Origin of the sequence: Maribacter litoralis (genome assembly GCF_902506355.1) — a bacterium.
In the GTDB taxonomy this organism is placed as follows: domain Bacteria; phylum Bacteroidota; class Bacteroidia; order Flavobacteriales; family Flavobacteriaceae; genus Maribacter; species Maribacter litoralis.
This window is the reverse complement of record NZ_LR733271.1, coordinates 1426077-1452116: the sequence shown is the minus strand read 5'-3', so window position 1 is coordinate 1452116 and position 26040 is coordinate 1426077. Positions and strand designations below refer to the sequence as shown.

Annotated in this window: 27 protein-coding genes; 14 read left to right on the top strand and 13 right to left on the bottom strand. The window is 35.7% G+C overall.

Going from position 1 to position 26040, the window contains the following annotated elements; genetic code table 11:
- Window positions 1-28: 28 nt before the first annotated feature.
- Window positions 29-556 carry a DUF421 domain-containing protein gene (locus EXIGUO8A_RS06050; RefSeq protein ID WP_159302411.1) on the bottom strand — a complete coding sequence of 176 codons (528 nt, stop codon included), beginning with the start codon at window positions 554-556 and terminating at the stop codon, window positions 29-31.
- A 117-nt stretch (window positions 557-673) separates the two neighbouring features.
- On the bottom strand, window positions 674-1522 hold the full coding sequence (locus tag EXIGUO8A_RS06045; RefSeq protein WP_116771366.1) for a helix-turn-helix domain-containing protein: 849 nt from the start codon (window positions 1520-1522) through the stop codon (window positions 674-676).
- A gap of 145 nt (window positions 1523-1667) precedes the next feature.
- On the opposite strand from EXIGUO8A_RS06045, the gene EXIGUO8A_RS06040 reads away from it, so the two are divergent.
- Both EXIGUO8A_RS06040 and EXIGUO8A_RS06035 read left to right on the top strand, forming a co-directional pair.
- Window positions 1668-2642: a phytanoyl-CoA dioxygenase family protein gene (locus EXIGUO8A_RS06040; protein WP_159302410.1), complete on the top strand. Its 975-nt coding sequence runs from the start codon at window positions 1668-1670 to the stop codon at window positions 2640-2642.
- A gap of 82 nt (window positions 2643-2724) precedes the next feature.
- On the top strand, window positions 2725-4356 hold the full coding sequence (locus tag EXIGUO8A_RS06035; RefSeq protein ID WP_159302409.1) for a SulP family inorganic anion transporter: 1632 nt from the start codon (window positions 2725-2727) through the stop codon (window positions 4354-4356).
- A 23-nt stretch (window positions 4357-4379) separates the two neighbouring features.
- Here EXIGUO8A_RS06035 and EXIGUO8A_RS06030 read toward each other — a convergent pair whose 3' ends face one another.
- Window positions 4380-4655 carry a hypothetical protein gene (locus EXIGUO8A_RS06030; RefSeq protein WP_159302408.1) on the bottom strand — a complete coding sequence of 92 codons (276 nt, stop codon included), beginning with the start codon at window positions 4653-4655 and terminating at the stop codon, window positions 4380-4382.
- Between the two features lie 144 nt (window positions 4656-4799).
- Here EXIGUO8A_RS06030 and EXIGUO8A_RS06025 point away from each other — a divergent pair, with 144 nt between their 5' ends.
- A complete protein-coding gene (locus EXIGUO8A_RS06025) occupies window positions 4800-5903 on the top strand; it encodes a lactonase family protein (RefSeq protein ID WP_159302407.1) in 1104 nt (367 codons plus the stop codon).
- On the opposite strand, the gene trxA is transcribed toward EXIGUO8A_RS06025, so the two are convergent.
- The 5 genes from trxA to EXIGUO8A_RS06000 form a co-directional block, all read right to left on the bottom strand.
- Complete coding sequence (gene trxA / locus EXIGUO8A_RS06020) at window positions 5900-6196, bottom strand: thioredoxin (protein ID WP_116771361.1); 297 nt, start codon at window positions 6194-6196, stop codon at window positions 5900-5902. The two genes, EXIGUO8A_RS06025 and trxA, sit on opposite strands and share 4 nt — an antisense overlap.
- A gap of 45 nt (window positions 6197-6241) precedes the next feature.
- Window positions 6242-6931, bottom strand: coding sequence for a DsbA family oxidoreductase (locus EXIGUO8A_RS06015; protein WP_159302405.1), 690 nt, complete (start codon window positions 6929-6931; stop codon window positions 6242-6244).
- A 147-nt stretch (window positions 6932-7078) separates the two neighbouring features.
- The gene (locus tag EXIGUO8A_RS06010; RefSeq protein WP_116771359.1) at window positions 7079-7558 is read right to left on the bottom strand and encodes a c-type cytochrome; all 480 of its coding nucleotides are present in this window, start codon (window positions 7556-7558) and stop codon (window positions 7079-7081) included.
- Window positions 7559-7713: 155 nt separating this feature from the next.
- A complete protein-coding gene (locus EXIGUO8A_RS06005) occupies window positions 7714-8676 on the bottom strand; it encodes a YheT family hydrolase (protein ID WP_159302404.1) in 963 nt (320 codons plus the stop codon).
- 14 nt (window positions 8677-8690) lie between these two features.
- A complete protein-coding gene (locus EXIGUO8A_RS06000) occupies window positions 8691-9665 on the bottom strand; it encodes an NAD(P)H-dependent flavin oxidoreductase (RefSeq protein WP_159302402.1) in 975 nt (324 codons plus the stop codon).
- Window positions 9666-9786: 121 nt separating this feature from the next.
- Between EXIGUO8A_RS06000 and EXIGUO8A_RS05995 the strand changes: the two genes are divergently transcribed.
- Window positions 9787-10260: an acyl-CoA thioesterase gene (locus EXIGUO8A_RS05995; protein WP_116771721.1), complete on the top strand. Its 474-nt coding sequence runs from the start codon at window positions 9787-9789 to the stop codon at window positions 10258-10260.
- A 110-nt stretch (window positions 10261-10370) separates the two neighbouring features.
- Window positions 10371-10988, top strand: a complete 618-nt coding sequence (locus EXIGUO8A_RS05990; protein ID WP_159302400.1) for a GntR family transcriptional regulator — start codon at window positions 10371-10373, stop codon at window positions 10986-10988.
- Here EXIGUO8A_RS05990 and EXIGUO8A_RS05985 read toward each other — a convergent pair.
- Window positions 10977-11885, bottom strand: coding sequence for a DMT family transporter (locus tag EXIGUO8A_RS05985; RefSeq protein WP_159302398.1), 909 nt, complete (start codon window positions 11883-11885; stop codon window positions 10977-10979). The genes EXIGUO8A_RS05990 and EXIGUO8A_RS05985 overlap by 12 nt on opposite strands.
- Complete coding sequence (locus EXIGUO8A_RS05980) at window positions 11882-12235, bottom strand: arsenate reductase family protein (protein ID WP_159302396.1); 354 nt, start codon at window positions 12233-12235, stop codon at window positions 11882-11884. Before EXIGUO8A_RS05980 ends, EXIGUO8A_RS05985 begins: the two co-directional genes overlap by 4 nt.
- Window positions 12236-12370: 135 nt before the next feature.
- Here EXIGUO8A_RS05980 and EXIGUO8A_RS05975 point away from each other — a divergent pair, with 135 nt between their 5' ends.
- Window positions 12371-12832 (top strand): DinB family protein, encoded by a 462-nt coding sequence (locus tag EXIGUO8A_RS05975; RefSeq protein WP_116771354.1) that lies wholly within the window; start codon window positions 12371-12373, stop codon window positions 12830-12832.
- On the opposite strand, the gene EXIGUO8A_RS05970 is transcribed toward EXIGUO8A_RS05975, so the two are convergent.
- Complete coding sequence (locus EXIGUO8A_RS05970; protein WP_159302394.1) at window positions 12829-13572, bottom strand: DUF3298 and DUF4163 domain-containing protein; 744 nt, start codon at window positions 13570-13572, stop codon at window positions 12829-12831. The two genes, EXIGUO8A_RS05975 and EXIGUO8A_RS05970, sit on opposite strands and share 4 nt — an antisense overlap.
- Window positions 13573-13656: 84 nt before the next feature.
- On the opposite strand from EXIGUO8A_RS05970, the gene EXIGUO8A_RS05965 reads away from it, so the two are divergent.
- The 4 genes from EXIGUO8A_RS05965 (at window position 13657) to EXIGUO8A_RS05950 (ending at window position 19574) form a co-directional block, all read left to right on the top strand.
- Window positions 13657-14811 (top strand): cystathionine gamma-synthase, encoded by a 1155-nt coding sequence (locus EXIGUO8A_RS05965; RefSeq protein WP_159302392.1) that lies wholly within the window; start codon window positions 13657-13659, stop codon window positions 14809-14811.
- 159 nt (window positions 14812-14970) lie between these two features.
- Window positions 14971-16314: an NADP-specific glutamate dehydrogenase gene (gene gdhA, locus EXIGUO8A_RS05960; protein WP_116771351.1), complete on the top strand. Its 1344-nt coding sequence runs from the start codon at window positions 14971-14973 to the stop codon at window positions 16312-16314.
- 127 nt (window positions 16315-16441) lie between these two features.
- Window positions 16442-17170, top strand: a complete 729-nt coding sequence (gene recO / locus EXIGUO8A_RS05955) for a DNA repair protein RecO (protein WP_116771350.1) — start codon at window positions 16442-16444, stop codon at window positions 17168-17170.
- Window positions 17163-19574, top strand: coding sequence for a TonB-dependent receptor (locus tag EXIGUO8A_RS05950; RefSeq protein WP_236564440.1), 2412 nt, complete (start codon window positions 17163-17165; stop codon window positions 19572-19574). Before recO ends, EXIGUO8A_RS05950 begins: the two co-directional genes overlap by 8 nt.
- Before the next feature lie 55 nt (window positions 19575-19629).
- On the opposite strand, the gene EXIGUO8A_RS05945 is transcribed toward EXIGUO8A_RS05950, so the two are convergent.
- The gene (locus EXIGUO8A_RS05945) at window positions 19630-20034 is read right to left on the bottom strand and encodes a hypothetical protein (protein ID WP_159302389.1); all 405 of its coding nucleotides are present in this window, start codon (window positions 20032-20034) and stop codon (window positions 19630-19632) included.
- 187 nt (window positions 20035-20221) lie between these two features.
- Between EXIGUO8A_RS05945 and ileS the strand changes: the two genes are divergently transcribed.
- From ileS to EXIGUO8A_RS05925, 4 genes are all read left to right on the top strand, one after another.
- Window positions 20222-23620 carry an isoleucine--tRNA ligase gene (ileS, locus tag EXIGUO8A_RS05940; RefSeq protein WP_159302387.1) on the top strand — a complete coding sequence of 1133 codons (3399 nt, stop codon included), beginning with the start codon at window positions 20222-20224 and terminating at the stop codon, window positions 23618-23620.
- 3 nt (window positions 23621-23623) lie between these two features.
- Window positions 23624-24007 carry a TraR/DksA family transcriptional regulator gene (locus EXIGUO8A_RS05935; RefSeq protein WP_058104814.1) on the top strand — a complete coding sequence of 128 codons (384 nt, stop codon included), beginning with the start codon at window positions 23624-23626 and terminating at the stop codon, window positions 24005-24007.
- 102 nt (window positions 24008-24109) lie between these two features.
- The gene (locus EXIGUO8A_RS05930) at window positions 24110-24667 is read left to right on the top strand and encodes a DUF4097 family beta strand repeat-containing protein (RefSeq protein WP_159302386.1); all 558 of its coding nucleotides are present in this window, start codon (window positions 24110-24112) and stop codon (window positions 24665-24667) included.
- Between the two features lie 33 nt (window positions 24668-24700).
- Window positions 24701-25372 (top strand): lipoprotein signal peptidase, encoded by a 672-nt coding sequence (locus tag EXIGUO8A_RS05925; protein ID WP_116771345.1) that lies wholly within the window; start codon window positions 24701-24703, stop codon window positions 25370-25372.
- Here the strand turns inward: EXIGUO8A_RS05925 and EXIGUO8A_RS05920 are convergent.
- On the bottom strand, window positions 25351-25920 hold the full coding sequence (locus tag EXIGUO8A_RS05920) for a 5-formyltetrahydrofolate cyclo-ligase (RefSeq protein WP_159302384.1): 570 nt from the start codon (window positions 25918-25920) through the stop codon (window positions 25351-25353). The two genes, EXIGUO8A_RS05925 and EXIGUO8A_RS05920, sit on opposite strands and share 22 nt — an antisense overlap.
- Window positions 25921-26040 lie beyond the last annotated feature (120 nt).

The following is a 26040-nucleotide window of genomic DNA, read 5'->3' as shown; positions in this document are numbered from 1 at the left end:
TGCCCAATTCATATGAAGAGGGCATTTTTTATGCTTCGGTTTTAACATCTTCCATAATTACAGAATCAATAGCAATTGCTTTGTTGGTGTGTAATACAGAAATATCTCCTGTTGTTTCAAATATTACAGCCTTTACTTGAGATAACTGCAGAACGTTTGCTTCTCGTAATTTTCCCATTAAATCCGCTTGGCTTACTAGTGCTTTCTTTAAATTTTCTTTTAAGATATTTCCGTTTTCCATAAGAAGAATAGGAGTGTTGGTAACCACTTTTTGTGTAGCATCAGAGCTTGATAATAATTTGGCGAACAAGGCTTGTAGCCCAGCCAATATAGCTAAAGAAACTAATGCGGGCATTAAACTATCTACGGGTTTATTAACGGCATCTGCCAATATAGAACCCATGGCAATGGTTACTGCAAAATCAAAACTGGTCATTTTTGCAAATGTTCTCTTGCCGGTAACTCGGGTAATGAACATCATGTATAAATAAACAAAAACTGCTGCAACACAAATTTGTAATACGGTTTTAACTGAAAGTGGATCGAATATTTCCATTTAATTGGTTTTAGAGGTTAACACTATACACTTTAATTTGCGTATGTATTATGTACCACTAAAGGTAATGGGTCAATGATCCATATGTTTACTCTTTACGGTAGAATACTACTTCATTTAATTGCGCTGCAGTCTCTTTTTGAACGCCGATGGATTCTCGCCTGTAACCTTCTTAAAAGTTCTGTTGAAATAAGACAAACTTTCAAATCCGCATTCAAAACATGTTTCGCTAACATTTTTACCTGTTAATAATAAGCGTTTAGATTGGCTTATTCTATATTGATTTAAAAATTCTATAAACGTGCTTCCAGTCGCTTTTTTAAAATAACGGCAAAAAGCGGGCTTTGTTAAATTGCAAAATTTAGCGACTTCGTCAACAGATATTTTACCTTGATAACGGTCATCTATTAAAGCGTAAATATCACGAATTCTACTTTGTTCCTTTTTACTATATCTATTTTTGTATGGCTTTTTATGAAGTAATTCAAATTCATTACTTTGAGATAATCTTTTAAGAATACTCATGATCGCCATAAAATATTCAAAAGGTTTTAGTGTGTGCAGTTCTTTTAATAAAGTACCCACCACTTTTTTTGTTTCACCGTGAAAAGCAATACCGTATCTAGATAAATCCAATAATCTGTTCAGACTCTGTAATTCAGGTAAAGGGTCTACAAAAGTGTTCTTAAAACTGGGTTTTATATGTAGAACTTCTTCACGGTAATCTGTTTTTACACCATAATCAAAATTAAGATGGGGAATGTTGGAGCCTATCAATACAAGATCGGTTTCTTCGTACTCCGAAATATGATCGCCAACATGCCTAGTGCCATTTGCTCCTTCAATATAAACCAACTCATACTCTGGGTGAAAATGCCAATAAAATAAATGGCTCAACTTGGGGTCATGTAATAATCTGAACGGACTTTTAGATGCGGGGTCAATGGTTTCTAATTCAATCTTCATGGTTTAAATGTAACAAAATTGCGTAATAATTGAATGCTAAGTAGCTGTGAAATCAATATTGTTCAAATTTAGGTCAATATTACGGTAGCTCAAATTGCTTATCCTCAGTAGTTTTATCTCATACAACAACTTAAATTTAGATATCATGCAACAAGTAAATGAAAAAGTAGAACAAGGTTATACGGCTCATAAAGAAATACCGGGCAACCCATCAACTGCAACAAGTAGTAAACATAAATTGAATGATCGATCTAATGGGGAACCACTTCGTGTACTCAGCGAAGAAGATTGGAATTTTTGGGTAGAAAATGGTTATATCGTCATTAAAAATGCAGTGCCTTTAGAGCAGGCAAAAGCCACGGCCGATTTTCTTTGGGAGTTTGATGAAAAGGACCCTAAAGATAAGTCAACATGGTATGCACCCGCCCGGGCAGAAATGCAAATGAAAGAACTTACCGGCACCGGTATGGTTGAGGTGTATAATAACCAACATTTATGGAACAACAGACAAACTCAAAAAGTGTACGATGCTTTTGTTGATGTTTGGGGTACAGAAAAATTATGGGTAACCATTGATCGAGCCAACCTGAATTTTCCATTACCAGAAGGGTCTAATAAAAAAGGCTTTATCCATTGGGATTATGACCCTGAGACCAAGCCGCAAAATGTACAGGGAGTATTGGCGTTGGCAGATCAAGATGATGAGGATATGGGCGGATTTCAATGTATACCATGGTTATATAGAAATTATGATTCTTGGAAATTGACGCAACCGGATGACCGTGATCGTTTTCAGCCATCTTTAGATGGATTGGAAGATAAAATTGTAAAAGTGAAAATGAAGGCTGGCGATTTATTGATTTTCGATAGTACCGAACCTCATGGCATAAGACCCAATAAATCAAAGGATAAAGTTAGGATTGCGCAGTACATTTCAATGATGCCTGCCGAACCAGAAAATGAAGCGCTTAAAAATTGGAGAATAAACTCTTGGAAGAATAGAATTGCACCAGAAGGTTATGCATTTCCCGGAGATCCAAGAAAATGGGAGCAATCAAAATATGATACTGCTAAATTAACACCGTTAGGAGAGAAGTTATTGGGATTAAAGGGCTGGTAAACAGATAATTTGGTAATATTTAGCCGGATTTTGGTGAGGGCGGTAAATATGACTTATTTTTGCGCCCTTTAAATCACGGAGCATGCAGAAGTACCTCAATATTTTCGATTTTAAACAGAAAGTAGATTACAAGAATGAAATTTTAGCAGGGTTAACGGTTGCAATGACAATGATACCAGAATCATTGATGTTCGCAATTTTAGCAGGCTTTTCACCATTAGTTGGGTTATATGGTGCTTTTATCATGGGCTTGGTTACCTCTATTTTTGGTGGTAGACCAGGTTTAATTTCTGGTGGGGCTGGGGCAACTGTGGTTGTATTAATGGCGTTAATGAGCTCTCACGGTCTAGAATATGTTTTTGCGGCAGTTGCTTTGGCAGGTGTTATTCAAATGATAATAGGGTTTTTAAAGCTCGGTAAATTTATACGTTTGGTTCCGCAGCCTGTAATGTTCGGCTTTGTAAATGGTTTGGCCATTATTATTTTTATGGCTCAAATGGACCAGTTTAAGGTCGGAGTGGGAGATGCTGCCGTTTGGCTTACAGGTCCTGCAATGTATACCATGCTAGGCTTGGTGTTGTTTACGGTGGCAATAATCGTTTTTGTACCTAAAGTAACTAAAGCGGTACCAGCTTCTTTAATAGGCATAATCGTAGTTTTTTTAATTGTATATATTTTTAATATCGACACCAAACAAGTAGTAGATATTATTAATCAAGATACCTTACCAGGTGAAGAACTTAAATCACTTAGTGGTACTTTACCTTCTTTTCATATTCCACAAATACCCTTCACTTTTGAAGACTTTAAGGTTATTTTGCCTTATGGTTTAATTATGGCAGCTGTTGGTTTAACAGAAGGGCTGCTTACGTTGAACTTGGTAGATGAAATTACCGGTACAAAAGGAAATAGTAACAGAGAGTGTGTAGCACAAGGGGGAGCCAATATATTGAACGGTTTCTTCGGCGGTATGGGTGGTTGCCCAATGATCGCACAAACTTTAGTAAACCTATCTGCCGGTTCAAGGGCTAGGTTATCTGGTATAATCGCTTCACTGACCATATTGATGATCATACTGTTCGGTGCACCTGTAATTGAACTTGTTCCCATAGCTGCATTGGTTGGGGTTATGGTAATGGTTTCCGTAGGTACTTTTGAGTGGGCTAGTTTTAAGGCATTAAGAAGAATGCCCAAACCAGATATTTTCGTAATGATATTGGTTACGCTTATTACTGTGTTTTTACACAATTTGGCTTTAGCTGTATTAATAGGGGTTATAATTTCAGCTTTGGTATTTGCTTGGGAAAGTGCCAAAAGAATTAGAGCAAGAAAACATATAGATGAGAACGGAGTTAAGCATTATGAGATTTACGGACCTTTGTTTTTTGGTTCTACCACACTATTTAATGAGAAATTTGATGTTCAAGGCGATCCAGAAGAAGTTATTATTGATTTCAAGGAAAGCCGAGTTGCCGATATGAGTGGTATTGAAGCTTTAAACAAAATTACGGAGCGTTATGCAACAGTGGGTAAAAAAGTACATTTACGTCATTTAAGTAAAGATAGTATTAGCTTACTTGAAAATGCAGATGATATTATTGAAGTAAATGTAATGGAAGATCCAACTTACAAGGTTATGGTAGATAAATCTCGTACTAAATCAAAAGATAAGGATCCTGAAACTAAAAACCCTTTTAAATTGTGGGGCTTATAACTGGCTTCATTTTGTATTAGGTTTTACCCATAATAGTAAATGGCATAAAATGTACCCAAAACTATTGCAAAAGAAATGATGTAGATTATTATTTCTTGTATGCTATCTTTTTTTGCTTGTGCTCTAATTTTATCACGTACAATTTTACGCTCAACATCGGTGAGTTCCTTAAAATATAATTTGGTAGCTTTTGTATAGTCCAAATAATCTTTACGTAATTCTTTAAAGCTTCTACTTTTCTTAAGTAATGCCCTGTTCGCTTTAATTACCTTCATTGGTTGTCCTCCGTATCCCATCATCTTTTCTTTCTTATATGTAGTGAATATTCCGTTTTTGTTACATATAATTGAATTTATTTTAATGTTTTGTCTATTCTTTTATATTTTTGATAATTTTAAATAGGGTTTTACTCTTTGTCTTTTTAGAGGTAAGAATAGTAGTGTATGAAATATAGATTTGGGTTTTTATTAGTGATTATAGGGTTGATTTTTATGAATAGCTGTAAGATGGAAGACGTTAAAAAGAAAGAAGTGCTCTTTGTGGGTACCTATACGGATAACGGAAGTGAAGGAATATATAAGTTCGATTTTAATACCGATACCGGTGAATTGGAGGGAAGAACTGTAGCCGCTAAAATTAAAAATCCGTCATATTTAGCGTTTTCGCCAGATGGGAGGTCATTGTATGCGGTAAGTGAAATTGATAATTATAAAAATGACGATGGTTCAATTACCACTTATAGAATAAAAGATACCTCTTTAGTCAAGCTAAGTGAGCAATCTACATATGGTGCCAACCCATGTTATGTTGGTGTTAGTGATAACGGTAATTTGGTAGCCGTAGCAAATTATACAGGAGGTAATATTGCTGTTTATAATACAGAAGAAAATGGAAATCTAAATGCAAAGCCTCAAGTCATAGACCATAAAATTCTGGATTCTACCAAACAAGCACATGCCCATATGGCATCCTTTCTAAATGGGGAATTGTTAGTTTCTGATTTAGGGTTGGATAGAATTAAAAAATACAGTGAATTAGAGGAGAGTTTTACACCTAACAAGCAAAAGGAGTTGGTACTAGCTGAAGGGGCTGGGCCAAGGCACTTTGTAACTGCACAAAATGGTAATTTTCTTTATGTAATCAATGAGTTGAATTCAACCATAACTGTGTTTAATAAAGATGAAGGGCAATACGTTGAATTAGAAACCTATAAAACGGTAGATAGCGATTTTGAAGGAGAAAGTTATTGTGCAGATATTCATTTGTCACCCGATGGTAAATTTCTTTACGGCACAAATAGAGGTGAAAATACTGTAGTAATTTTTAAAGTGGACGATTCTAATGGAAAATTAGAATTGGTGGGTAGAGAATCGGTTAAAGGCGATTGGCCAAGGAACTTCACTATAGACCCTACGGGAAATTATGTACTGGTAGCAAATCAACGTAGCAACAACATTGTTGTTTTTAAAAGAGATGGGCGTAATGGTACGCTACATTTTGTAAGCCAGGTTGATTTGCCCAGTCCTGTGTGTTTAAAATTCTATTAGTGAGATTTTATAACCTGTAGTATATCATTCTTTGGTACTACTCCAGATTGCCTCCAAACTTGTTTTCCGTCTTTGAATAGAATCATGGTGGGCACACCCCTAACTTGAAATTGAGATGCTAAAGTTTGATTTTTATCCACATCGATTTTTACAACTTTGATTGCATCGCCCAAATCGCCCTTTACATCTTTTAAAATAGGGGCAAGTGTTTTACATGGACCACACCAATCGGCAAAAAAATCTACTAATACGGGAGTTTCCCCTTTTATAATATCAGAAAATGATGCTTTCATAGCTTTTAGTTTAATTTTTAAATAATAACGTATGTGTTCATTTAATTAGCAAATTCCGGTAGTAGGGTCGCAACTATCGCCATTGGCTATTATTTTTAAAGGAGCTACTTGTTTAAACGCTTCTAAAAATGCCTCTGGAGGTTGCGCGCCACTTATGCCATATTTATCATTGATGATAAAGAAAGGTACGCTATTTACACCGCGCTGTTGGTAATGTGCAATTTCTTGTTTAACTGCATAAGCAATACGGTCATCATTAATTATTTTTTGTGTTTTCTCAGCAGACCAATCGTACTCTGCCATAATGGTTTGTAATACAGTGACATCGTTTAGGTGTAGATTTTCATCAAAATAAGCCTTCATTAAACGTTCTTTTAAGGCATCTTTGAAACCCTCCTCTCCTGCAACATGTAAAAGTTGGTGTAGTGGCAAGGTGTTAACTGCCAACCACTCTTTTCCAAAGTTGAAATTAATACCTTCTTCTTTACCACTTTCTTCTAATCGCTTTGTCATTTCTAGTGGTCTGTCTACGCTTCCAAATTTATTGGTGAGATATGTATCTCTGTCCAACCCTTCCTTTGGTATATTTGGGTCTAATTGAAATGGATGCCATTCAATTTCTATTTCGATGCCGTCCCATGCACCTATGGCTTTTTCCAATCTTTTCTTACCGACATAACACCATGGACAAGCAACATCAGAAACTATATCTATTTTTATTTTATCGTTTTGCATTTATCAATCTTTAAAATTCTATAGTTATTTGGTCGTAAAAAGAACAAAAAATTTACAAATGAACCTCTATTGAAAGTATGTTCAAAAACGAAGACCCTTTCATAATTATGAAAGGGTCTTCGATATAAATAAGGTTGGCGTTTTAAGTTACAGCGTACGTAAGTATTCTGCTAAGTTACGAGCCTCTTCTTCTTTTAAATTTTGATTAAGCATAATTGCATTGTTGTATTCTTTCAATAATGCTTTGGCAATTGGGTCTTCCTTTAACATCTTATCAGGATTTAAAATCATGTTCATAACCCATTCTGGACTTCTACGTTCGTAAACCCCTTTAAGTGCAGGACCGATCATACGTTGCTCTGCCATATGGCAAGCCGTACAAATAGCCTCAAATTTTTCTTTACCTGCAGCAGCCATTTCTTCGTTTACAGTATCGTCAAAAGTAACACTGGTTATAGGGCCAACTCCTTTATTGTCTAAATCAACAGGCACGCCTTCACTTGCTGTTTCTTTTTTCGTTTCTTTTTTGGTTCTGTTCATTTCAAAACCTTCTTTTTTCTCTTCCTTCTTTTCACCACAACTCATTATCATGGAGCCAAGAACTAATAAAGTGAATAATTTGCGCATACGTTTACTAAGTTTTAAGTGTTGTCTGTAATTTGAGCGACTAATATATGAATTTTTACGTGTCTCAGTACCTTTTACGACAGATGTATGCTTGTTTTTAATCAATAAATTTAACGGGATAACAATTTAATATAGTCTTATGATATTTTGAGGTATTAGACAATGTTATCTAAGAATTCTAAAGTGCGTTTTTCTGTGTAGGTAAAATTATTCTCACCATAAAAACCAACATGTCCGCCATATTTTGGTAACTCTAGATATAGGTTTTTATGCTTCTGTGCTATATCAACAGGGTAACATTCTTTACCTAGAAAAGAATCGTTAAGGGCATTGATTATAAGCGTAGGTACTTTAATATATTCTAAAAATTGCAAGCTGCTGCTTTGTGAATAATAGTCCATAGCATCTTTGAAACCATGTGCTCGACTAGTATAGATATCATCAAAATCTTTAAGTGTATTGATATTTTCGATATCGTTATCTAAAATAAACTCGGGGTAGAGCTGTTGTTTCAATCTTAATTTTTCAATCAGATTACCTTTAAACCTTTTCGCGTATAATGCATTCTTGAACTGTAGTAATTGTTCAAGAGAATCTGCCAATTGGCATGGTACCGATATTGCTACGGCACCTTTAATTTCGCTAGGGATCTCTCTTTGTTCTCCCAGGTACTTTAGTAAAAGATTGCCACCAAGGCTAAAGCCATGAAGATAGATGTCTTCATATTTAGCCAATTGTAAAATATACGTTATAACCGAAGCTAAATCATCTGTAGCACCAGAATGGTAAGAACGATACAATTTGTTTGCTTCGCCACTACAACCTCTTAAATTAATAGCGCATACATCATAACCGGCTTCAGATAAAATTTTGGAACTACCTCTTATGTACGCTCTTTTAGAGCTGCCTTCCAAACCATGTATTATAATAACCAGTTTTTTTGAAGCGGTGGAGGCATAACTCCAGTCGAGATCTAAGAAATCAGAATCGGCTAATGTAATGCGTGTTCGTATTTGCTTTACGCCATGTACTTTTCTAATTAACCCTGCATATATTGTCGATAGGTGTCCGTTCTTAAAAAATAATGGCGGATTATATGAAGAATCTACTAAGGGCATTTTAAGCTAAGATTTTACTTAGGGTAGGTTTCCAAAACTTTTATCTGCTCTTCAATAGCTTCTCTAAATTCTGTTTTAAGATCGCTCACCAATTCAGAAACAGAAGTTGTACTATCAATAAGCGCAGAACCTTGACCTGCGGACCATATAGTTTTCCATGCCTTTGCCTCTGTATCCAATTCTTTGCCAAAATCGATTTTCACATCTTTTTTAAGGTCCTCTTCGGTAATACCTGCAGCTTTTAAACTTGCCGCTAAAAAATTGGCATGTACACCAGAGATAGAAGCAGTATACACGACATCGCTTGCACCGGCTTCAATAATCATTTTACGATATTCCGGTGTTGCTTTACTTTCGTCGGTATTAATAAAACGAGTACCCATATAGGCAAGATCTGCACCCATTTGTAAGGCAGATGCGATATCTCTACCGGTACTAATACAACCGGAAAGAAGAATGGTTTTATGGAAGAATTTCTTTATTTCGGCAACGAAAGGCATTGGGTTTAAAGTACCGGCATGTCCACCTGCACCAGCAGCTACCAGTATTAAGCCATCTACACCGGCTTGGGCTGCTTTTTGTGCGTGTCGTTTTTTAATAACATCATGAAATACCAAACCACCATAACTATGAATAGCATCTACAACTTGCGAAACAGCACCTAAGGAAGTTATGATCAATGGAACCTGATGTTTTACACATAGTTTAATATCGGCTTCTAATCTAGGGTTTGTAGGATGTACAATTAAGTTGACGCCAAAAGGAGCAGCTTTTTTTCCTGTTTCCTCTTCAAAAGATTTTAAAGCAGATTTAATTTCTATTAGCCACTCTTCAAAACCTTCACTTGTTCTTTGGTTTAATGCGGGGAAAGTACCAACTATTCCGTTTTTACAACATTCAATGACCAATTGAGGTCCAGAAATTAAAAACATTGGTGCTGCAATCGCAGGTAATGACAATTCTTTTATGAAACCGGGCTTATTAGACATATCTATATGATTTAGAACGTGATTTAAAAATAACGATAAAAAACGGTGTTCTTTATTTCTTAGGAATCAAAACTATGTTATTTTTATGAAGTATTATGCATGCATAGCAAAAAATATAGATATGTACTTTAAAGATTTTGAAATTAGGTGGAGTGATGTAGATGCAAACAGGCATTTAGCAAATTCGGCATATATTAATTTTATGAGTCATACTCGTATGGCTTTTTTAATTGAGCAAGGCTTTGATCACAAGACCATGGCAACCCACGAAATAGGACCGGTAGTATTTTATGAGCACGTGTATTATTTTAAGGAAGCTTTTCCGGGGAAGCCTATAAAAGTATCTTTAGAAATAATGGGTTTAAGCGAAGATGGCAAGTTCTTTGAATTTCATCATAATTTTTATAATCACAAAGGTGAGAATATAGCAAGGTGTGAAATGATGGGTGCATGGATAGACTTGAAAACAAGAAAACTTACTGGATTAACCGAAGAGTTGTTAAATCGATTCAGTGAGATAGAAAAAGGAGAACATTTTAAAGTACTAACAAAAGAAGATTCAAGGAGGTTCTTGAAAATTCCTAAAAATTTATAGGATTTTCAAGGTTAAATACCTTATTTTTAATTGACCAAAACAATTACAGTGAAGTCCCCCCTTATGAGCTGTAGTTTTATAAATGAACCAATAATTACCTATTTTACTTTATGGTTAGCCTACCAGAAGAAATATTTCAAGAAACATACGGGAGGGTAAAAAAGTTGATCGTTACCAAAAAGCTAATACCTGGTCAATTAATAACCGAGCATAGGCTATCTCATACTTTAAATATTAAAGACGATACTATACCGGTAGTGTTGTTACAATTACAGCAAGAGAGTTTGTTGGTGGGGAATTTAGACAACGGTCTCTCCGTTAGAGAGTTGTGTGAGCAAGAAATTGCAGAAATGTTCGATTGCCGAATAGCAATAGAAACTATGACCGTAAAACTTTTTACACAAAATGCCCCGCAATCTAAAATTGATGATTTAAGAAATTTGTTGGTTCCCTTTGAAAAAGGACCGCAAAATGCATACGTTTTTTATAAAATTGATAGGTATTTTCATGAGTTTATTGCTAAAAATTGTGGTAATAGAACCTTGTATCAGTTGTTTAAATCTGCCAAAATTCTACCTTTTATGGATTTAGTAGGGTTAAATAGACCCTTAAATTCAATCATGCAAGAGCATTTAGATATTGTATCTGCCATGCATCAAAGAGATGAGGAAAGAGCGGTAAAGAAAATAACCATTCACTTAGAAAATGCTAAGAGGTCACACCTTTAATTCTCCTGAAGTTGTTTTAGGTTTTTTACTAGAAAGGTAAACCCCAAGTAAAACAAAACAAGCAGCTACTATTTTTACAGTGGTAATGGTGTCTTGCCCAGTAAGAACTGCATAGGCAATACCTACCAATGGTTGTACGTAAACAAAAGCACTTAGGGTCGATGCTTTTAGCTGTGTTAATGCAAAAATATTGAAAAGGTAAGTGCAAAAAGTTGTACCTAAAATCACAAATCCTATACCAAAATAAGCTTCAAAAGGTAATGTGCTCCATGAAATTTCCATGAACTCTTCATATCCAAAAGGTAGGCAAATTAGTACGCCTAACGAGAACAACCATTTCATAAAAGTGAACGGATGATATTTGCCAATAAGTACTTTTACCAAAACAAGGTAAGACCCGTAAAACATCGAGTTCATAAAAATTAAAAAATTGCCTAAAGGTATATTAGGGGCATCTTGTCTAACTTCAGTAGCAAAGAGAATAAGGCCTAAGGCACCCAATAATCCTATTACGATACCAATAATTTTTCTAGCGGATATTTTTTCCTTTAAAATAACAGCCGATAAAATAAGAACTATGATAGGCGAAGTTGTAATCAATACCGAGCTATTGATCGGCGTAGAAAGTGATAGTCCCTTAAAAAAAACTAACATATTCATTGCCATGCCAAGCAGGGCACAGATCAGCATACGTACATAATCTTTAGGGTCTATTCGTTCTTTTGGACCTAAAGGGGAAATAAACCAAAATAGAATGGCGGCACCAAGAACTCTTAAGATAATAAAACCAAAAGGTTGCACATAATGGGGCATGACCCCTTTTGCAATAGTATGGTTCAATGCATAAATGGTCGTCGCGCCTATGGCTGCAAATATAGCTAGTAATCGCCTGCTCACGAATGTATTGCCTTTTTAGCGGCTTCAACCACTTTTTTACTGTTGCCAATAAAAATTTGATCATCTACAATAATCACAGGTCTTTTTAAAAAGGTGTATTGCTCAAGAATTAAATCTTTAAAATCATCTTCTGTAAGATTTTGTTCTTTGAGATTACGCTCACGGTACAAAACAGCCCTTTTGCTAAATAACGCTTCATAACTATTAGATAGGCTGTGCATTTCTTCTAATTGAGAAGTTGTAATAGGCTCGCTTTTAATATCCTGCAATTCAAAATCGGTAAGTGGTTGTAAATCTTTAATAATTCGTTGACAGGTAGAGCAAGAACTTAGGTGGTAAATTTTTTTCATCGGCATAGATACTTCAATAGGTACTGTTTCTCCATAATAGAGATAAAACACCTTTTTTAATGACGGCTTTAGTACTACAAAGAAACCTAAATAACATTAATTGTGCTATTTTTACAAGGCTTTAAATGTGAAAAGATGACAGAGAATATTTTTCAGGTAATGTTGCAGAATCGTCGAAACCTACATGCAATATTGACAAAAACATCAAAAGATAAATTATTAAAAATACCTCAGGGCTTTAATAACAATGTGTATTGGAATATAGCCCATACAATAATTACCCAACAGCTTTTAGTGTATAAATTCAGTGGGCTACAAATGCGTGTGCCAGATAATTTAGTGGATAAGTTTAAAAAAGGTACGGTGCCCGACGGTACAGCTTCTGATGAAGAAATGATGGTAATAGCCGATTTTTTGATATCTACTGCAGAATGGCTCATAGAAGATTATGAAACGAATCTTTTTCAAACATTTAACGAGTATACCACTAGCGCTAAGGTTACGCTTAAAAATGTTGATGATGCCATTGCTTTTAACCTATTTCACGAAGGTTTGCACATTGGGCAAATTGCATTGTTATTAAAACAATTAGCTTAAGGCTTCTTAGGATATTTTAGAAAAGGGTTTGCTTCTTTATATGGAATGGTCAAGGTAATAGGTCCATCTGCAAAAGAAGCAATTTCGTAGGGTTCATAAAACAATAGCAATCCGTTTTCATTATAACCAATATTACTAGGCAAATAAAATAGTTCGTTCTCGAACATAAAACCGGTACTGTTTATTGAGTGGTTTGCAGGTATGTTTTCTTGTTGACGAAATTGAGACTCCGCAAAAAGTGTAAAATCTTTTAAATTATTGAATAGGTTTTCTTGGTAGAGCTCAATCCCTTTAAGTTTATCGAAATTTAGAAATCTGTTGGTGCCATAACCATGTGCGCCACCCGTGAAAATGTAAGAAGCAAGTTTAATGGTTATTAGCTCATCGTTTTCAAAAGATATAGAGCCTTCAACAGATGCCTCCCATGGTATTGATTCTTCTAAAAATTTATTGCTGAGTACTTCATGATCATTTAAAAAAGCATCCTTTGCCTCCTCTAGATTTTTGGCGTTGCTTTCTTCATCAAAATTAAGAAGAGCTATAATTTCACCTTCCAAGGCAGAATTTATAGTTGCACTCAGTTTGGTTTTCCCCGTTGCCTTTGGAATATCTATTTGAACCGAAGTACAATTTTCGCAGGCTTCAGTTTGAACGGATAGCGGTTCAAATGATAATGAATTTTTATTGTTGCAGCCAATTAATAGAACGGTAAGGAATAAAAAGGTAAGCTTTGATTTCATGTATGGGATAGATTTAATGTAAAAATACATCATCATTGTATTCCCCAAAAGATAACAATACATTTGTATGGCAAATACTGTATTATGGCTGCCAAAGACTTAAAGTTTAACACCAAGACCATACACGGTGGTCAAAAACCAGATGAAGCTTACGGTGCTGTAATGCCTCCTATTTATCAAACCTCCACATATGCACAGACTACACCTGGTGGTCATATTGGGTATGAATATTCTAGAAGTGCAAACCCCACAAGAACAGCCTTAGAAGATTCATTGGCAAGTATTGAGTGTGGCACATACGGTTTGGCATTTGGTAGTGGTATGGCGGCAATAGACGCTGTTCTTAAATTATTGGAACCAGGTGATGAAGTCATTTCTACAAATGACCTATATGGTGGTTCATATAGAATTTTTAAACGGGTATTTGAGAAGTTTGGAATAGTTTTTCATTTTGTTGGAATGCAAGGAGCAGATGCCGTTAAGGAAAAAATCAATTCGAAAACCAAATTGATCTGGGTAGAGACACCTACCAATCCAATGATGAACATTATAGATATAAAGGCTATTTCGGCGTTAACTATAGGAAATGATATTTTATTGGCGGTAGATAACACCTTTGCGACACCTTATTTACAACAGCCATTAAATTTGGGTGTTGATATTGTAATGCATTCGGCAACAAAATATCTCGGAGGGCACAGTGATTCGGTTGTAGGAGGATTGGTTGTAAAGGATAGAGATTTGGCGAACAGATTGTACTTTATTCAAAATGCGAGCGGTGCCGTTTGTGGGCCAATGGACAGTTTTCTAGTTTTAAGAGGAATAAAAACATTACACGTTCGTATGCAGCGACATTGTGAAAATGGTAGGGTTATTGCCGAATATTTGAACAATAACCCAAAAATTGAAAAGGTGTATTGGCCAGGTTTTGAGGATCATCCTAACCACTTGGTGGCAAAAAAGCAGATGAAAGATTTTGGAGGTATGATTTCTTTTGTTCCTAAAGGAAGTACTTACGAAGAAGCTATCAAAATTGTGGAGAAGCTACGGGTATTTACTTTAGCAGAGTCATTAGGAGGTGTAGAAAGTCTAGTTGGGCACCCCGCAAGTATGTCGCATGCAAGTATTCCTAAAAAAGATCGACTTAAGAGTGGTATTGTAGACGAATTAATACGATTAAGCGTTGGTATAGAAGATATTGATGATTTGATTGCAGATTTAGATCAAGCGATAGCTTAATGGCCCAAATGTTAAATTAAATGTAGTAAGTAAGGGTGATTTGTTGTCAAAACAACAATTTTTATCAATTTTTAAAAAATTAAGCCATCAAATTACACAAATAGCATAATTTTGGCGTTATATTTTGAAATCAATAATTTAATAAGTTCAAATAGCTTTATGGAAAATAAAATTAAAGCATTTATGGATGAGGTAATTGCCAGAAATGGACATGAGCCAGAATTCATACAAGCGGTTCAAGAAGTTGCTGAAACTGTAATACCATATATTGCGAAGCACGAAATATATAATGGTAAGAACATTCTTTTAAGAATGGTAGAACCAGAGCGTTTAGTATCGTTTAGGGTGGCATGGGTAGATGATGATGGAGAGATTCATGTTAACCGTGGATATAGAATTCAGATGAATTCTGCAATTGGACCATATAAAGGTGGTTTACGTTTTCACCCAACGGTAAATGCTAGTATTCTTAAGTTCTTGGCATTTGAACAAGTATTTAAAAATAGCCTTACAACATTGCCGATGGGTGGTGGTAAAGGTGGTTCTGATTTTGACCCTAAAGGAAAATCTGATGACGAGGTAATGCGTTTTTGTCATGCCTTTATGTTAGAATTAAATAGGCACATTGGTCCAAATACCGATGTACCTGCCGGTGATATAGGTGTTGGTGCTCGTGAAATTGGTTTCCTTTTTGGCATGTACAAAAAAATACGTAACGAGTTTACCGGTGTATTAACAGGTAAAGGACTTTCTTGGGGTGGTTCTAAAATTAGACCGGAAGCTACAGGTTATGGTACCGTATATTTTGCACAAAGCATGTTAAAGACCAAAAATGAAAGTTTTGATGGTAAAACTGTTGTAATTTCTGGATCGGGTAACGTAGCTCAATATGCGGCTGAAAAAGCAATATTATTAGGCGCTAAAGTGGTAACACTTTCAGATTCTAGTGGGTACGTTTATGATAAAGATGGTTTAAACGACGAAAAACTAGCTTTTGTAATGGACCTTAAGAACAACAGAAGAGGGCGTATTTCTGAATACGTTAAGCAATACCCTTCGGCTGAATTTCACCAAGGCAAAACACCATGGGAAGTAAAATGTGACATCGCATTGCCTTGTGCTACCCAAAATGAATTGGATCAAAACGATGCAAAACTATTATTGAGAAATGGTTGTATGTGTGTTGCCGAAGGTGCAAACATGCCTTGTAACGCAGATGCCGTACATGAATTCAATAATGCAAAAATATTGTTTGCACCTGGTAAAGCTTCAAATGCTGGTGGTGTTGCAACATCTGGTTTAGAAATGTCACAGAATTCATTAAGAATAAGCTGGACACGTGAAGAGGTAGATGAGCGTTTAAAGGATATTATGGAAGACATTCATGATTCTTGTATAGAATTTGGTAAAGAAGAAGACGGTTTCTGTAACTACGTAAAGGGAGCAAATATTGCTGGTTTCGTAAAAGTAGCAGACGCCATGTTGGCTCAAGGGGTCATCTAATACTTTAGATTTTACCTAAAGCATATAGTTATATAATGCGAGGACCTATTTTTGGTTCTCGCATTTTTTTTTATCCCATAATCGCCAAAATACAATCAACTATCTTTGTTTAAATAGATTGTTCAATATGCAGGTAACCACCAAGGCAATAGTATTTTCTGCAATAAAATATGGCGATACCAGTCTTATCGTTAAAGCTTTTACTGCTTCCGACGGAATTAAATCATATTTATTAAGAGGTGTTCTTTCCTCTAAGAAGGGGAAATTAAAGACTGCTTATTTTCAACCTTTGACACAGCTTGAAATTGTTGCTAATCATAAAAATAAAGGTAGTTTAGAGACACTTAAAGAAGCTAAGGTTTTTTATCATTATCAAACGTTGTATGCAGACATGGCCAAAAATGCTATGACTTTATTTTTAGCTGAATTGTTGGGGAATAGTATACGAGAAGAAGAAAAGAACGAAGATTTGTTCGAATATTTAGAAGCCTCTTTGCAATGGTTGGATATGCACAAGAATGTGGCGAACTTTCATTTGTATTTTATGTTATCGCTTACCAGGTTTTTAGGTTTCTATCCAGATGTCTATCAAATAGATAAACCGTATTTTGATTTGTTGGAGGGTGAATTCGCCGAAAAAGAATCGCTAAACCCCAATCTTAAGGGTGAAAATATTTATTACTTAAAATGCTTCTTAGGCACAAATTTTGATGCAATTCATACCATAAAAATGAACAAAACCAATCGACAAGAACTACTAAAATCCTTAATACTTTACTTTGAATTACATTTACAGGGGTTTAGAAAACCGAAGTCGCTTGCCGTTTTAAATGAAGTATTTAATACGTATGTCTAAGTATCTAATTATTGCACTTTTATTGTTTAGTTGTTTTGGTAATGCACAAAATATAACCGTTTTAGATGGAGACAGTGCTGAAGAAGTTTCCAATGTTGCCGTATTTAATAAAGATAAGTCAAAGATTGCTTTGACCGATTTTGATGGGGTATTCAATGCTTCGGTATTTGGTTATAAAGAACGTATAACGTTAAAGCATGTTGGTTATCAAGAGTTCAACACCACAAAACAGCAGCTACAACGACAAGGGAATAAAGTGTACTTGGTTATGAAGGCCCAAGAATTAGATGAAGTGGTAATGTCCGTTTCTAAATGGGAGCAGCAAAAGAGGGATATTCCCAATAAAATTATCTCATTAGATGCAAGTTCCATTGCATTTACTACGCCGCAAACTTCTGCAGATTTACTTCAAAACAGCGGTAAGGTATTTGTACAAAAAAGTCAGTTAGGAGGTGGTAGCCCAATGATTAGGGGTTTTGCTACTAATAGATTGTTATTGTCTGTTGATGGTGTTAGAATGAACAATGCTATTTTTAGAGGAGGTAATGTGCAAAATGTAATTTCGATAGATCCCTACACCATTAAGAATACCGAAGTTATTTTTGGACCGGGTTCCGTTATTTATGGTAGTGACGCTATTGGAGGCGTAATGAATTTTTATACGAATAAGCCTATGTTGTCGCAAAACGATAGCCTTAGGGTCAACGGTAGTGCCAACTATAGATTCTCATCTGCAAATAATGAGAATACGGTTCATGCTGATGTTAATTTGGGAAAGAAAAAATGGGCATCGCTTACAAGTATGACATATAATAACTTTCAAGATCTAAGAATGGGTTCTCACGGACCGGATTCTTATTTGAGAAATAATTATGTGCAAACCGTTAACGGAGTTGATGAGGTGGTTGATAATGGCAATCCAAAAAAACAGGTGACCACAGGTTATGACCAAATAAACCTTATGCAAAAAATATTGTTCAAGCCTAATACTAAATGGGATTTGAACTTAGGAGCGTATTATAGTGAAACATCAAATTATTCTAGATATGACCGTTTAATTAGACCGTCGAGTGACGGTTTAGGGTTACGTTCTGCAGAATGGTACTATGGTCCCCAAAAGTGGTTTATGGGAAATGTACAATTGCTCAATAAGGGTAGTGGTAAGGTCTATGATGGTTTAAAATTAGGTATGGCATACCAATTTTTTGAAGAGAGTAGAATTAACAGGGATTTTCAAGATGAGATCCGAAATACCACAAAAGAAAAAGTAGACGCTTTCAATGTTAATTTGGATTTTGAGAACAAAAAAATTGGTGATTTTAAACTGTACTATGGTAGTGAATATATTTACAATAAGGTAAGGTCCAATGGTTATGATCTTAATATTAATACCAATGAAAAAACCGATGCAGCATCGAGATACCCAAATGGGTCGTCATGGCAAAGTTTGGCGGGCTATGTAAATGGTGAATATAAGGCAAAACCCAATTTCACTTTAATGTCCGGTTTACGATACAGTCATGTTTGGGTAGATGCTGTTTTTGACGATACATTTTACGATTTTCCTTTCGACAAGGCAGATTTAAGCACAGGTGCATTGACCGGTAGTATTGGTTTCAGTTGGTTTCCAAGAGCGAATCTTCAGGTAACCTTAAATGGCTCCACAGGTTTTAGGGCTCCTAATATTGATGATGTTGGTAAAATATTTGATTCTGAACCGGGTTCTGTGGTGGTGCCTAATCCAGATTTAGAACCAGAATATGCGTATAATGGGGAAATAGGTGTTCAGCGAAATATTAATGACAGGGTTATTCTGAAAGGAGCCGCCTATTATACGTATTTGGTTGATGCTTTGGTGAGAAGAGATTTTAGTTATAACGGTGTTTCAGAAATTGAATACGGTGGGGAGTTGAGTAACGTACAGGCGATTCAAAATGCGGCTAAAGCTTATGTATATGGTTTTGAGTTTGGTTTGGAGGCATACTTGACCGATCATTGGGCATTATCTTCTAATCTGACCTTAACGGAAGGTATAGAAGAGGAAGATGATGGTACTGAAACTGCTGCAAGACACGCTGCACCAACTTTTGGAGATTTTCATTTGGTATGGAAAAACCAGAAAATCAAAACGGACCTATTCGTCAATTATAACGGTGAGGTGGGCTATGATGATTTGGCAATGTCTGAACAGGAAAAGGATTATATATATGCAGTCGACGAAAATGGGAATCCGTTTTCACCATCATGGTACACGTTAAATTTTCGTTCGCAGTATGATGTTTCTAGAAGTATTAAACTCACGGGTAACGTAGAGAATCTTACAGACCAACGGTATAGAACATATTCGTCGGGTATAGTGGCACCTGGTATTAACGTTATTCTTGGTCTAGGCTATTATTTTTAAATAAAAAAAGACCCGTAGAAAACGGGTCTTTTAAAATTATATAAAAAGGATATGGTTAGTGTTTAACCGCCTTTTCTACTTCTGCAGCTTTTTGAGCAGCTTTATCTGCCGCGTCGTTTGCAGCATCTTTTACATCATTACCAGCTTTTTTAGCAGCATCTATACCGTCTTGTCCTGCTTTCTTAGCGGCATCCATACCTTCTTGACCAGCTTCTTTTACTGATTCAGCAGCATCTTCGGCAGCTTCCATTGCATTTTCGCTTGCTTCTTTAGCAGCGTCCATGGCACCTTCACCAGCTTCTTCTAAATCTTCACCTGCCTCTTTAAGTTCTTCTCCTGCAGTTTCTAAAGCTTCACCGGCTTCTTCGGTTGCAGATTTTGCTTTGTCGGCAGCATCTCTACAAGAAACAGACATACTAAGTGCTAAAATTGCTAATGATCCTAAAATTACTTTTTTCATTGTGTAAACGTTTAATGGTTAATTGTTCGCAGTAATATACGTAGAAATTTAACTTTTGGATGTTCAAGTTGTTAATAAATCTTCTAAACCACGGTTTATAAGCATTTCATTGGGTTCAATACACTCCTTTTTGCTTAAAATTTTATAATTTTGCAGCCTTTAAAACCCAGTACTAGAAGCATTTTCTATGAAGTTTGCAGAATATAAAGGATTGAATTTACCAAAGGTCGCAGAAGAAATACTTGACTACTGGTCAGAACATGCCATTTTTGAAAAAAGTATATCTACTCGAGAGGGTAAGGATAGTTACGTATTCTATGAAGGTCCGCCTTCTGCTAACGGAATGCCCGGTATACATCACGTAATGGCACGAACTATTAAAGATATCTTTCCGAGGTACAAGACCATGAAAGGTTATCAGGTAAAACGTAAAGCAGGTTGGGACACCCATGGATTGCCTATTGAGCTAGGTGTTGAGAAAGAGCTTGGTATTACCAAAGAAGATATTGGGGTTAAAATTTCAGTAGAAGAATATAACGCTGCTTGTAAAAAAGCAGTGATGAGATATACCGATGTTTGGAACTCTATGACCGAACAAGTTGGGTATTGGGTAGATATGGAAGATCCGTACATCACCTATAAATCCAAATACATGGAGACGGTATGGTGGTTATTAAAGCAGATTTATTCTAAAGGTTTAATATATAAGGGTTATACGATACAGCCCTACTCTCCAAAAGCGGGAACAGGGTTAAGCTCGCATGAATTAAATCAGCCGGGCACCTATCAAGATGTGACAGATACTACGGTAACCGCACAATTTAAAGCGGTGGAGGAGACGCTGCCTGATTTCTTACAGAATGAAGGTACGGTATACTTTTTAGCATGGACCACAACACCTTGGACATTGCCATCCAATACGGCATTAACGGTCGGTTCAAAAATTGATTATGTTTTGGTAGAAACGTATAATCAGTATACGTTTAAACCAATGAATGTTGTGCTTGCTAAGAATTTAGTAGGAAAACAATTCTCGGGAAAATATAACGAGGTATCAGAAAAATCAGAATTGTTATCCTATGCATCCGGAGATAAAAAAATTCCTTTTTATGTTGTAAAAGAGTTTAAGGGAAAAGATTTACTTGGGGTCAGGTATGAGCAATTGTTAGATTATGTTCTTCCTTATGAAAATGCAGAAAATGCGTTTAGAATAATAGCGGGTGATTTCGTTACAACAGAAGATGGTACGGGTATAGTGCATACTGCTCCAACCTTTGGTGCAGATGATGCTTTTGTGGCTAAGCAGGCAGTTCCGGAAATTCCGCCAATGCTTGTGTTAGACGAGAACAGCAATCTAGTGCCTTTGGTAGATTTACAAGGGAAATTTAGACCAGAGCTAAAAGAGTTGGGTGGTAAATACGTTAAAAACGAGTATTACGAAGATGGTAAAGCACCTGAGCGATCGGTAGATGTTGAGATAGCGATTAAATTAAAGGAGGAAAATAAAGCGTTTAAAGTAGAGAAGTATGTGCACAGTTACCCAAACTGCTGGCGTACGGATAAACCAATTTTATATTACCCATTAGATTCTTGGTTTATAAAAGTAACCGATGTAAAAGATCAAATGTTCCAATTGAACCAAACGGTCAACTGGAAACCAAAAGCAACTGGTGAAGGTAGATTTGGAAATTGGTTGGCGAACGCCAATGATTGGAACCTTTCAAGATCAAGATATTGGGGAATACCATTACCAATTTGGAGAACAGAAGATGGTAAGGAAGAAATAATTATAGGTTCGGTTGCCGAGTTAAAATCGGAAATGGCAAAAGCTGTTGAAGCCGGAGTGTTAGAGAAGGATATTTATGCAGATTTTGTTGTGGATGACATGTCTGAAGAGAACTATGATAAAATAGACCTGCATAAAAATATTGTAGATCAAATTACATTGGTTTCTGCTTCTGGTAAACCTATGAAGCGTGAAAGTGATTTAATTGATGTTTGGTTCGATAGTGGTTCAATGCCTTATGCACAGTGGCACTACCCGTTTGAAAACAAAGAACTGATTGATGAAGGAAAAACATTTCCGGCAGATTTTATAGCTGAAGGTGTAGATCAAACTCGTGGTTGGTTCTATACCTTGCATGCAATAGCTACTATGGTTTTTGATTCAGTAGCGTATAAGAATGTTGTTTCTAACGGATTGGTGTTAGATAAGGAAGGTAAAAAGATGTCCAAGCGATTGGGTAATGCCGTAGATCCTTTTGAGACTATGAACGAACATGGTGCCGATGCAACGCGTTGGTATATGATCAGCAATGCCAACCCTTGGGATAACCTAAAATTCGATACCGAAGGTATTGTAGAGGTTAAGCGTAAATTCTTTGGTACACTTTATAATACATATTCCTTTTTCGGCTTGTATGCAAACTTAGATGAGTTTACGTATTCAGAAGAAGATGTGCCAATGGAACAGCGAACAGAAATTGATCGTTGGATCCTTTCTGAATTAAATTCATTGATAAAGGTTGTGGACAGCGCTTATGCCGAGTATGAGCCAACACGTGCCGCAAGGGCAATATCTGAATTTGTTCAAGAAAACTTGAGTAACTGGTACGTTCGTTTGTGTAGAAGACGTTTTTGGAAAGGCGAATATGCAACAGATAAAATTGCAGCATATCAAACCTTATATACTTGTTTAGATGTTGTCGCTAAGCTGTCTGCACCTATTGCTCCATTTTTTATGGATCGCTTGTATTTAGATTTAAATAAGGCGACGGTGAAAGACGGATTTGAAAGTGTGCATTTGGCGGATTTTCCAAAGGCAGACGAATCGCTTATAGACGAAAGTTTAGAAGTGAAGATGCACAAGGCACAAATAATTTCTTCTTTGGTGTTGTCCATCCGTCAGAAAGAGAAGATTAAAGTACGTCAACCACTTCAAAAAATCATGATTCCGGTTCTAGATGCCAAGGATCGAGAAGAAATTGAAGCAGTTTCAGAATTAATTAAATCTGAAGTTAATGTTAAGGAAATTCAGCTCTTAGATGATGCATCTGGTATATTGGTAAAACGTATTAAGCCTAATTTCAAGACTTTAGGACCTAAATTTGGCAAGGAAATGAAACAAATTGCCCAAGTGGTCAATGCTTTTGAGCAAAATGATATCCAAAAAATTGAGCAAGATGGCGAATTAACAATCCAATTAGAAAATAAAAGTATTACTTTACAGTTACAAGATGTAGAAATTACCTCTCAAGATATTGAAGGGTGGATGGTGGCAACATCTGGTAAATTAACCGTGGCTCTAGATGTTACAATTGATGACAAGTTGAAAAATGAAGGTGTAGCTAGAGAACTTGTAAATAGAATCCAGAATATTAGAAAAGATTCAGGATTTGAGGTAACGGATAAAATTGCGGTTAAAATTTTAAAAGATGGTTTTGTTGAAGTAGCTGTAGAAGATAATATTGAGTATATTAAAACGGAAACTTTAACGGCCGAATTAATTTTTGAAGAAAAATTGGACAAAGGCGTTGAAATTGCTTTTGACGAGGTGAACACTAAATTGTTTATTGAAAAACATTAAAAGATGGCAGAAGATTTAAAAGTAAGGTATTCTGACAAAGATTTGGCAGAATTCAAAGAATTGATCGAAGAGAAAATTGAAAAGGCTAAAAGTCATTTAGAGTTACTAAAGAGTGCTTATATGAATGATGGTAATAATGGTACAGATGATACATCGCCAACCTTTAAAGCTTTTGAAGAAGGTTCTGAAACTATGAGTAAAGAGGCGAATACCCAATTGGCCATACGTCAAGAAAAATTTATTCGTGACCTTAAGAACGCTATTTTACGCATTGAAAATAAAACCTATGGCATTTGTCGTGTCACCGGAAAATTGATCAATAAAGAGCGATTGAAACTGGTGCCGCATGCTACGTTAAGCATAGAAGCTAAAAATATGCAGTCATAATGAAAACGCCTTTAGGGGCGTTTTTTAATAACTATAGTTTTGAAAGGTTCTTTAATATATTGCTTACTACTATTCTCTTTAGGGCTTAACGCTCAAAAGAAGATGTATAAAAATGTACTGGGCGATCACATTGAACTAATTCAGGTAGATGCCACCAATTCCTATATTGTTGAAGTAGAAACCAGTAATAATAATGAAATAAGTATTCTGGCAGAGATGGAAGGTGAATACAGTCAAGATCTAGGTTTAGATGTGTTGACCAATGGTAATACCCTTTTGGTAGAAACGGGTTTTACACCTAATTTTGAAAATCCGAACGATAAATTAAGCGCACATAAGGTGATTTCTATAGCTATTAGAATAAAAATGCCACGTCAAAAAAAATTGGAAGTATTTGGTACCAATGCAAGAGTAGTTGTTGAGGGTACATATAAAAACGTTGATGTTTCTTTATCCGATGGGGCGTGTTTGTTAAAAAATCTAAAAGCAGATGCGAAAGTTAAAACGCAAAGTGGTAACATTACTATTCTTGCAAAATCTGCAGAGATAAAAACCCATAACAAGTATGGTAGCGTATCTACTAACCCTATTCCACTTGGTATATCTTCTTTTATGTTAGAAACCATTACCGGAAATATAGTTCTCAGTAAAACCGAATAATATTTATATTTTTGCGCTCATTGATGATAGCCCATGAACATTAAAAAATCCGTATTGTTTATTCTCTTGATCCTAGTAATCGATCAATGGAGTAAAATTTATATTAAGACCCATTTTGTGTTGGGCGAATCTGTAGAAGTCTTCAGTTGGTTCAAAATTTTATTTATTGAAAATGAAGGTGCTGCCTGGGGAGCAAAACTTAGCGATGTACTACCTATTTCAGATAATATAGGGAAATTGGTGTTGACTATATTTAGGTTGTTCGCCATTTTTGGTATAGGTTATTGGCTGTTTGATGTTATTAAGAAAAAAGCCTCCAATACTTTGATTTGGGCGGTTTCTTTAATTTTTGCGGGAGCATTGGGTAATATACTTGACTCAGTATTTTATGGTGCCATATTCAATGAAAGTTATAATGAGGTAGCTACTTTATTTTCAGATGAGCCTTACGGTAAATTATTTTATGGTAAAGTGGTAGATATGCTGTACTTTCCAATGATAGATTCAACTTGGCCATCTTGGATGCCAATGGTTGGAGGGCAGAATTTTAGGTTCTTTGAACCGGTATTCAATATTGCCGATACGGCAATAAGTACAGGAGTTGGTATTCTTTTAGTTTTTAATAAGAGAGCCTTTAGTAAAGAAGAACCCGTTTCAAAAGATGTTGAAAGCACTACAGAAAATCAAGATTCTGTAAACGAGTAAGTTTTTTTTGGGGTAATGCAATAATCTAATGGTATATCGGTAATATCTATATCATCTATTAAGGGTTCCGCTTCAAAAAAAGATAGTCCTATTTTAATGACATCCTCTCTGCAATCGTTTAAGAATCGGTCATAGTATCCTTTTCCATACCCTATTCTATTTCCTTTTTCGTCAAAAGCTAAAAGAGGAATAAATACAACATCAAGTTTTTTAGGTTCGATGGTAATACCATCTACTGGCTCGGGAATATTGAGTTTGTTGATGATGAATTTGGTATTGTCGGTAAGTAAGTAGTGTTCAAGCTGGGTTGAAGAAATAATTTTAGGTACAATAACATTTTTATCCAATCCTAAGAGTATGGATATAATGCCTTCCGTATCTATTTCAGCTTTTTGTTGAATGGGCAAAAAAATATGGAAGTATTCTTTTTTCCATATGGGCAATTGCAAAACTGAGTTCGCAATGGCTATACTTTGAAGCGATAATTGTGAGGGTGTTAGGGAACTACGTAATTTTGAATATTTTAAGCGTAAATCTCTCTTCAGCATAGTGAAGTGATTGTAACCTCGTTAAGTTCAATTTATTCCTTTCCTGCAACCGCAAAAAATACCTTAAAAAATAACATTAAAATAAGGTATGTTCCTAATGTGATGATATAACTATCCATA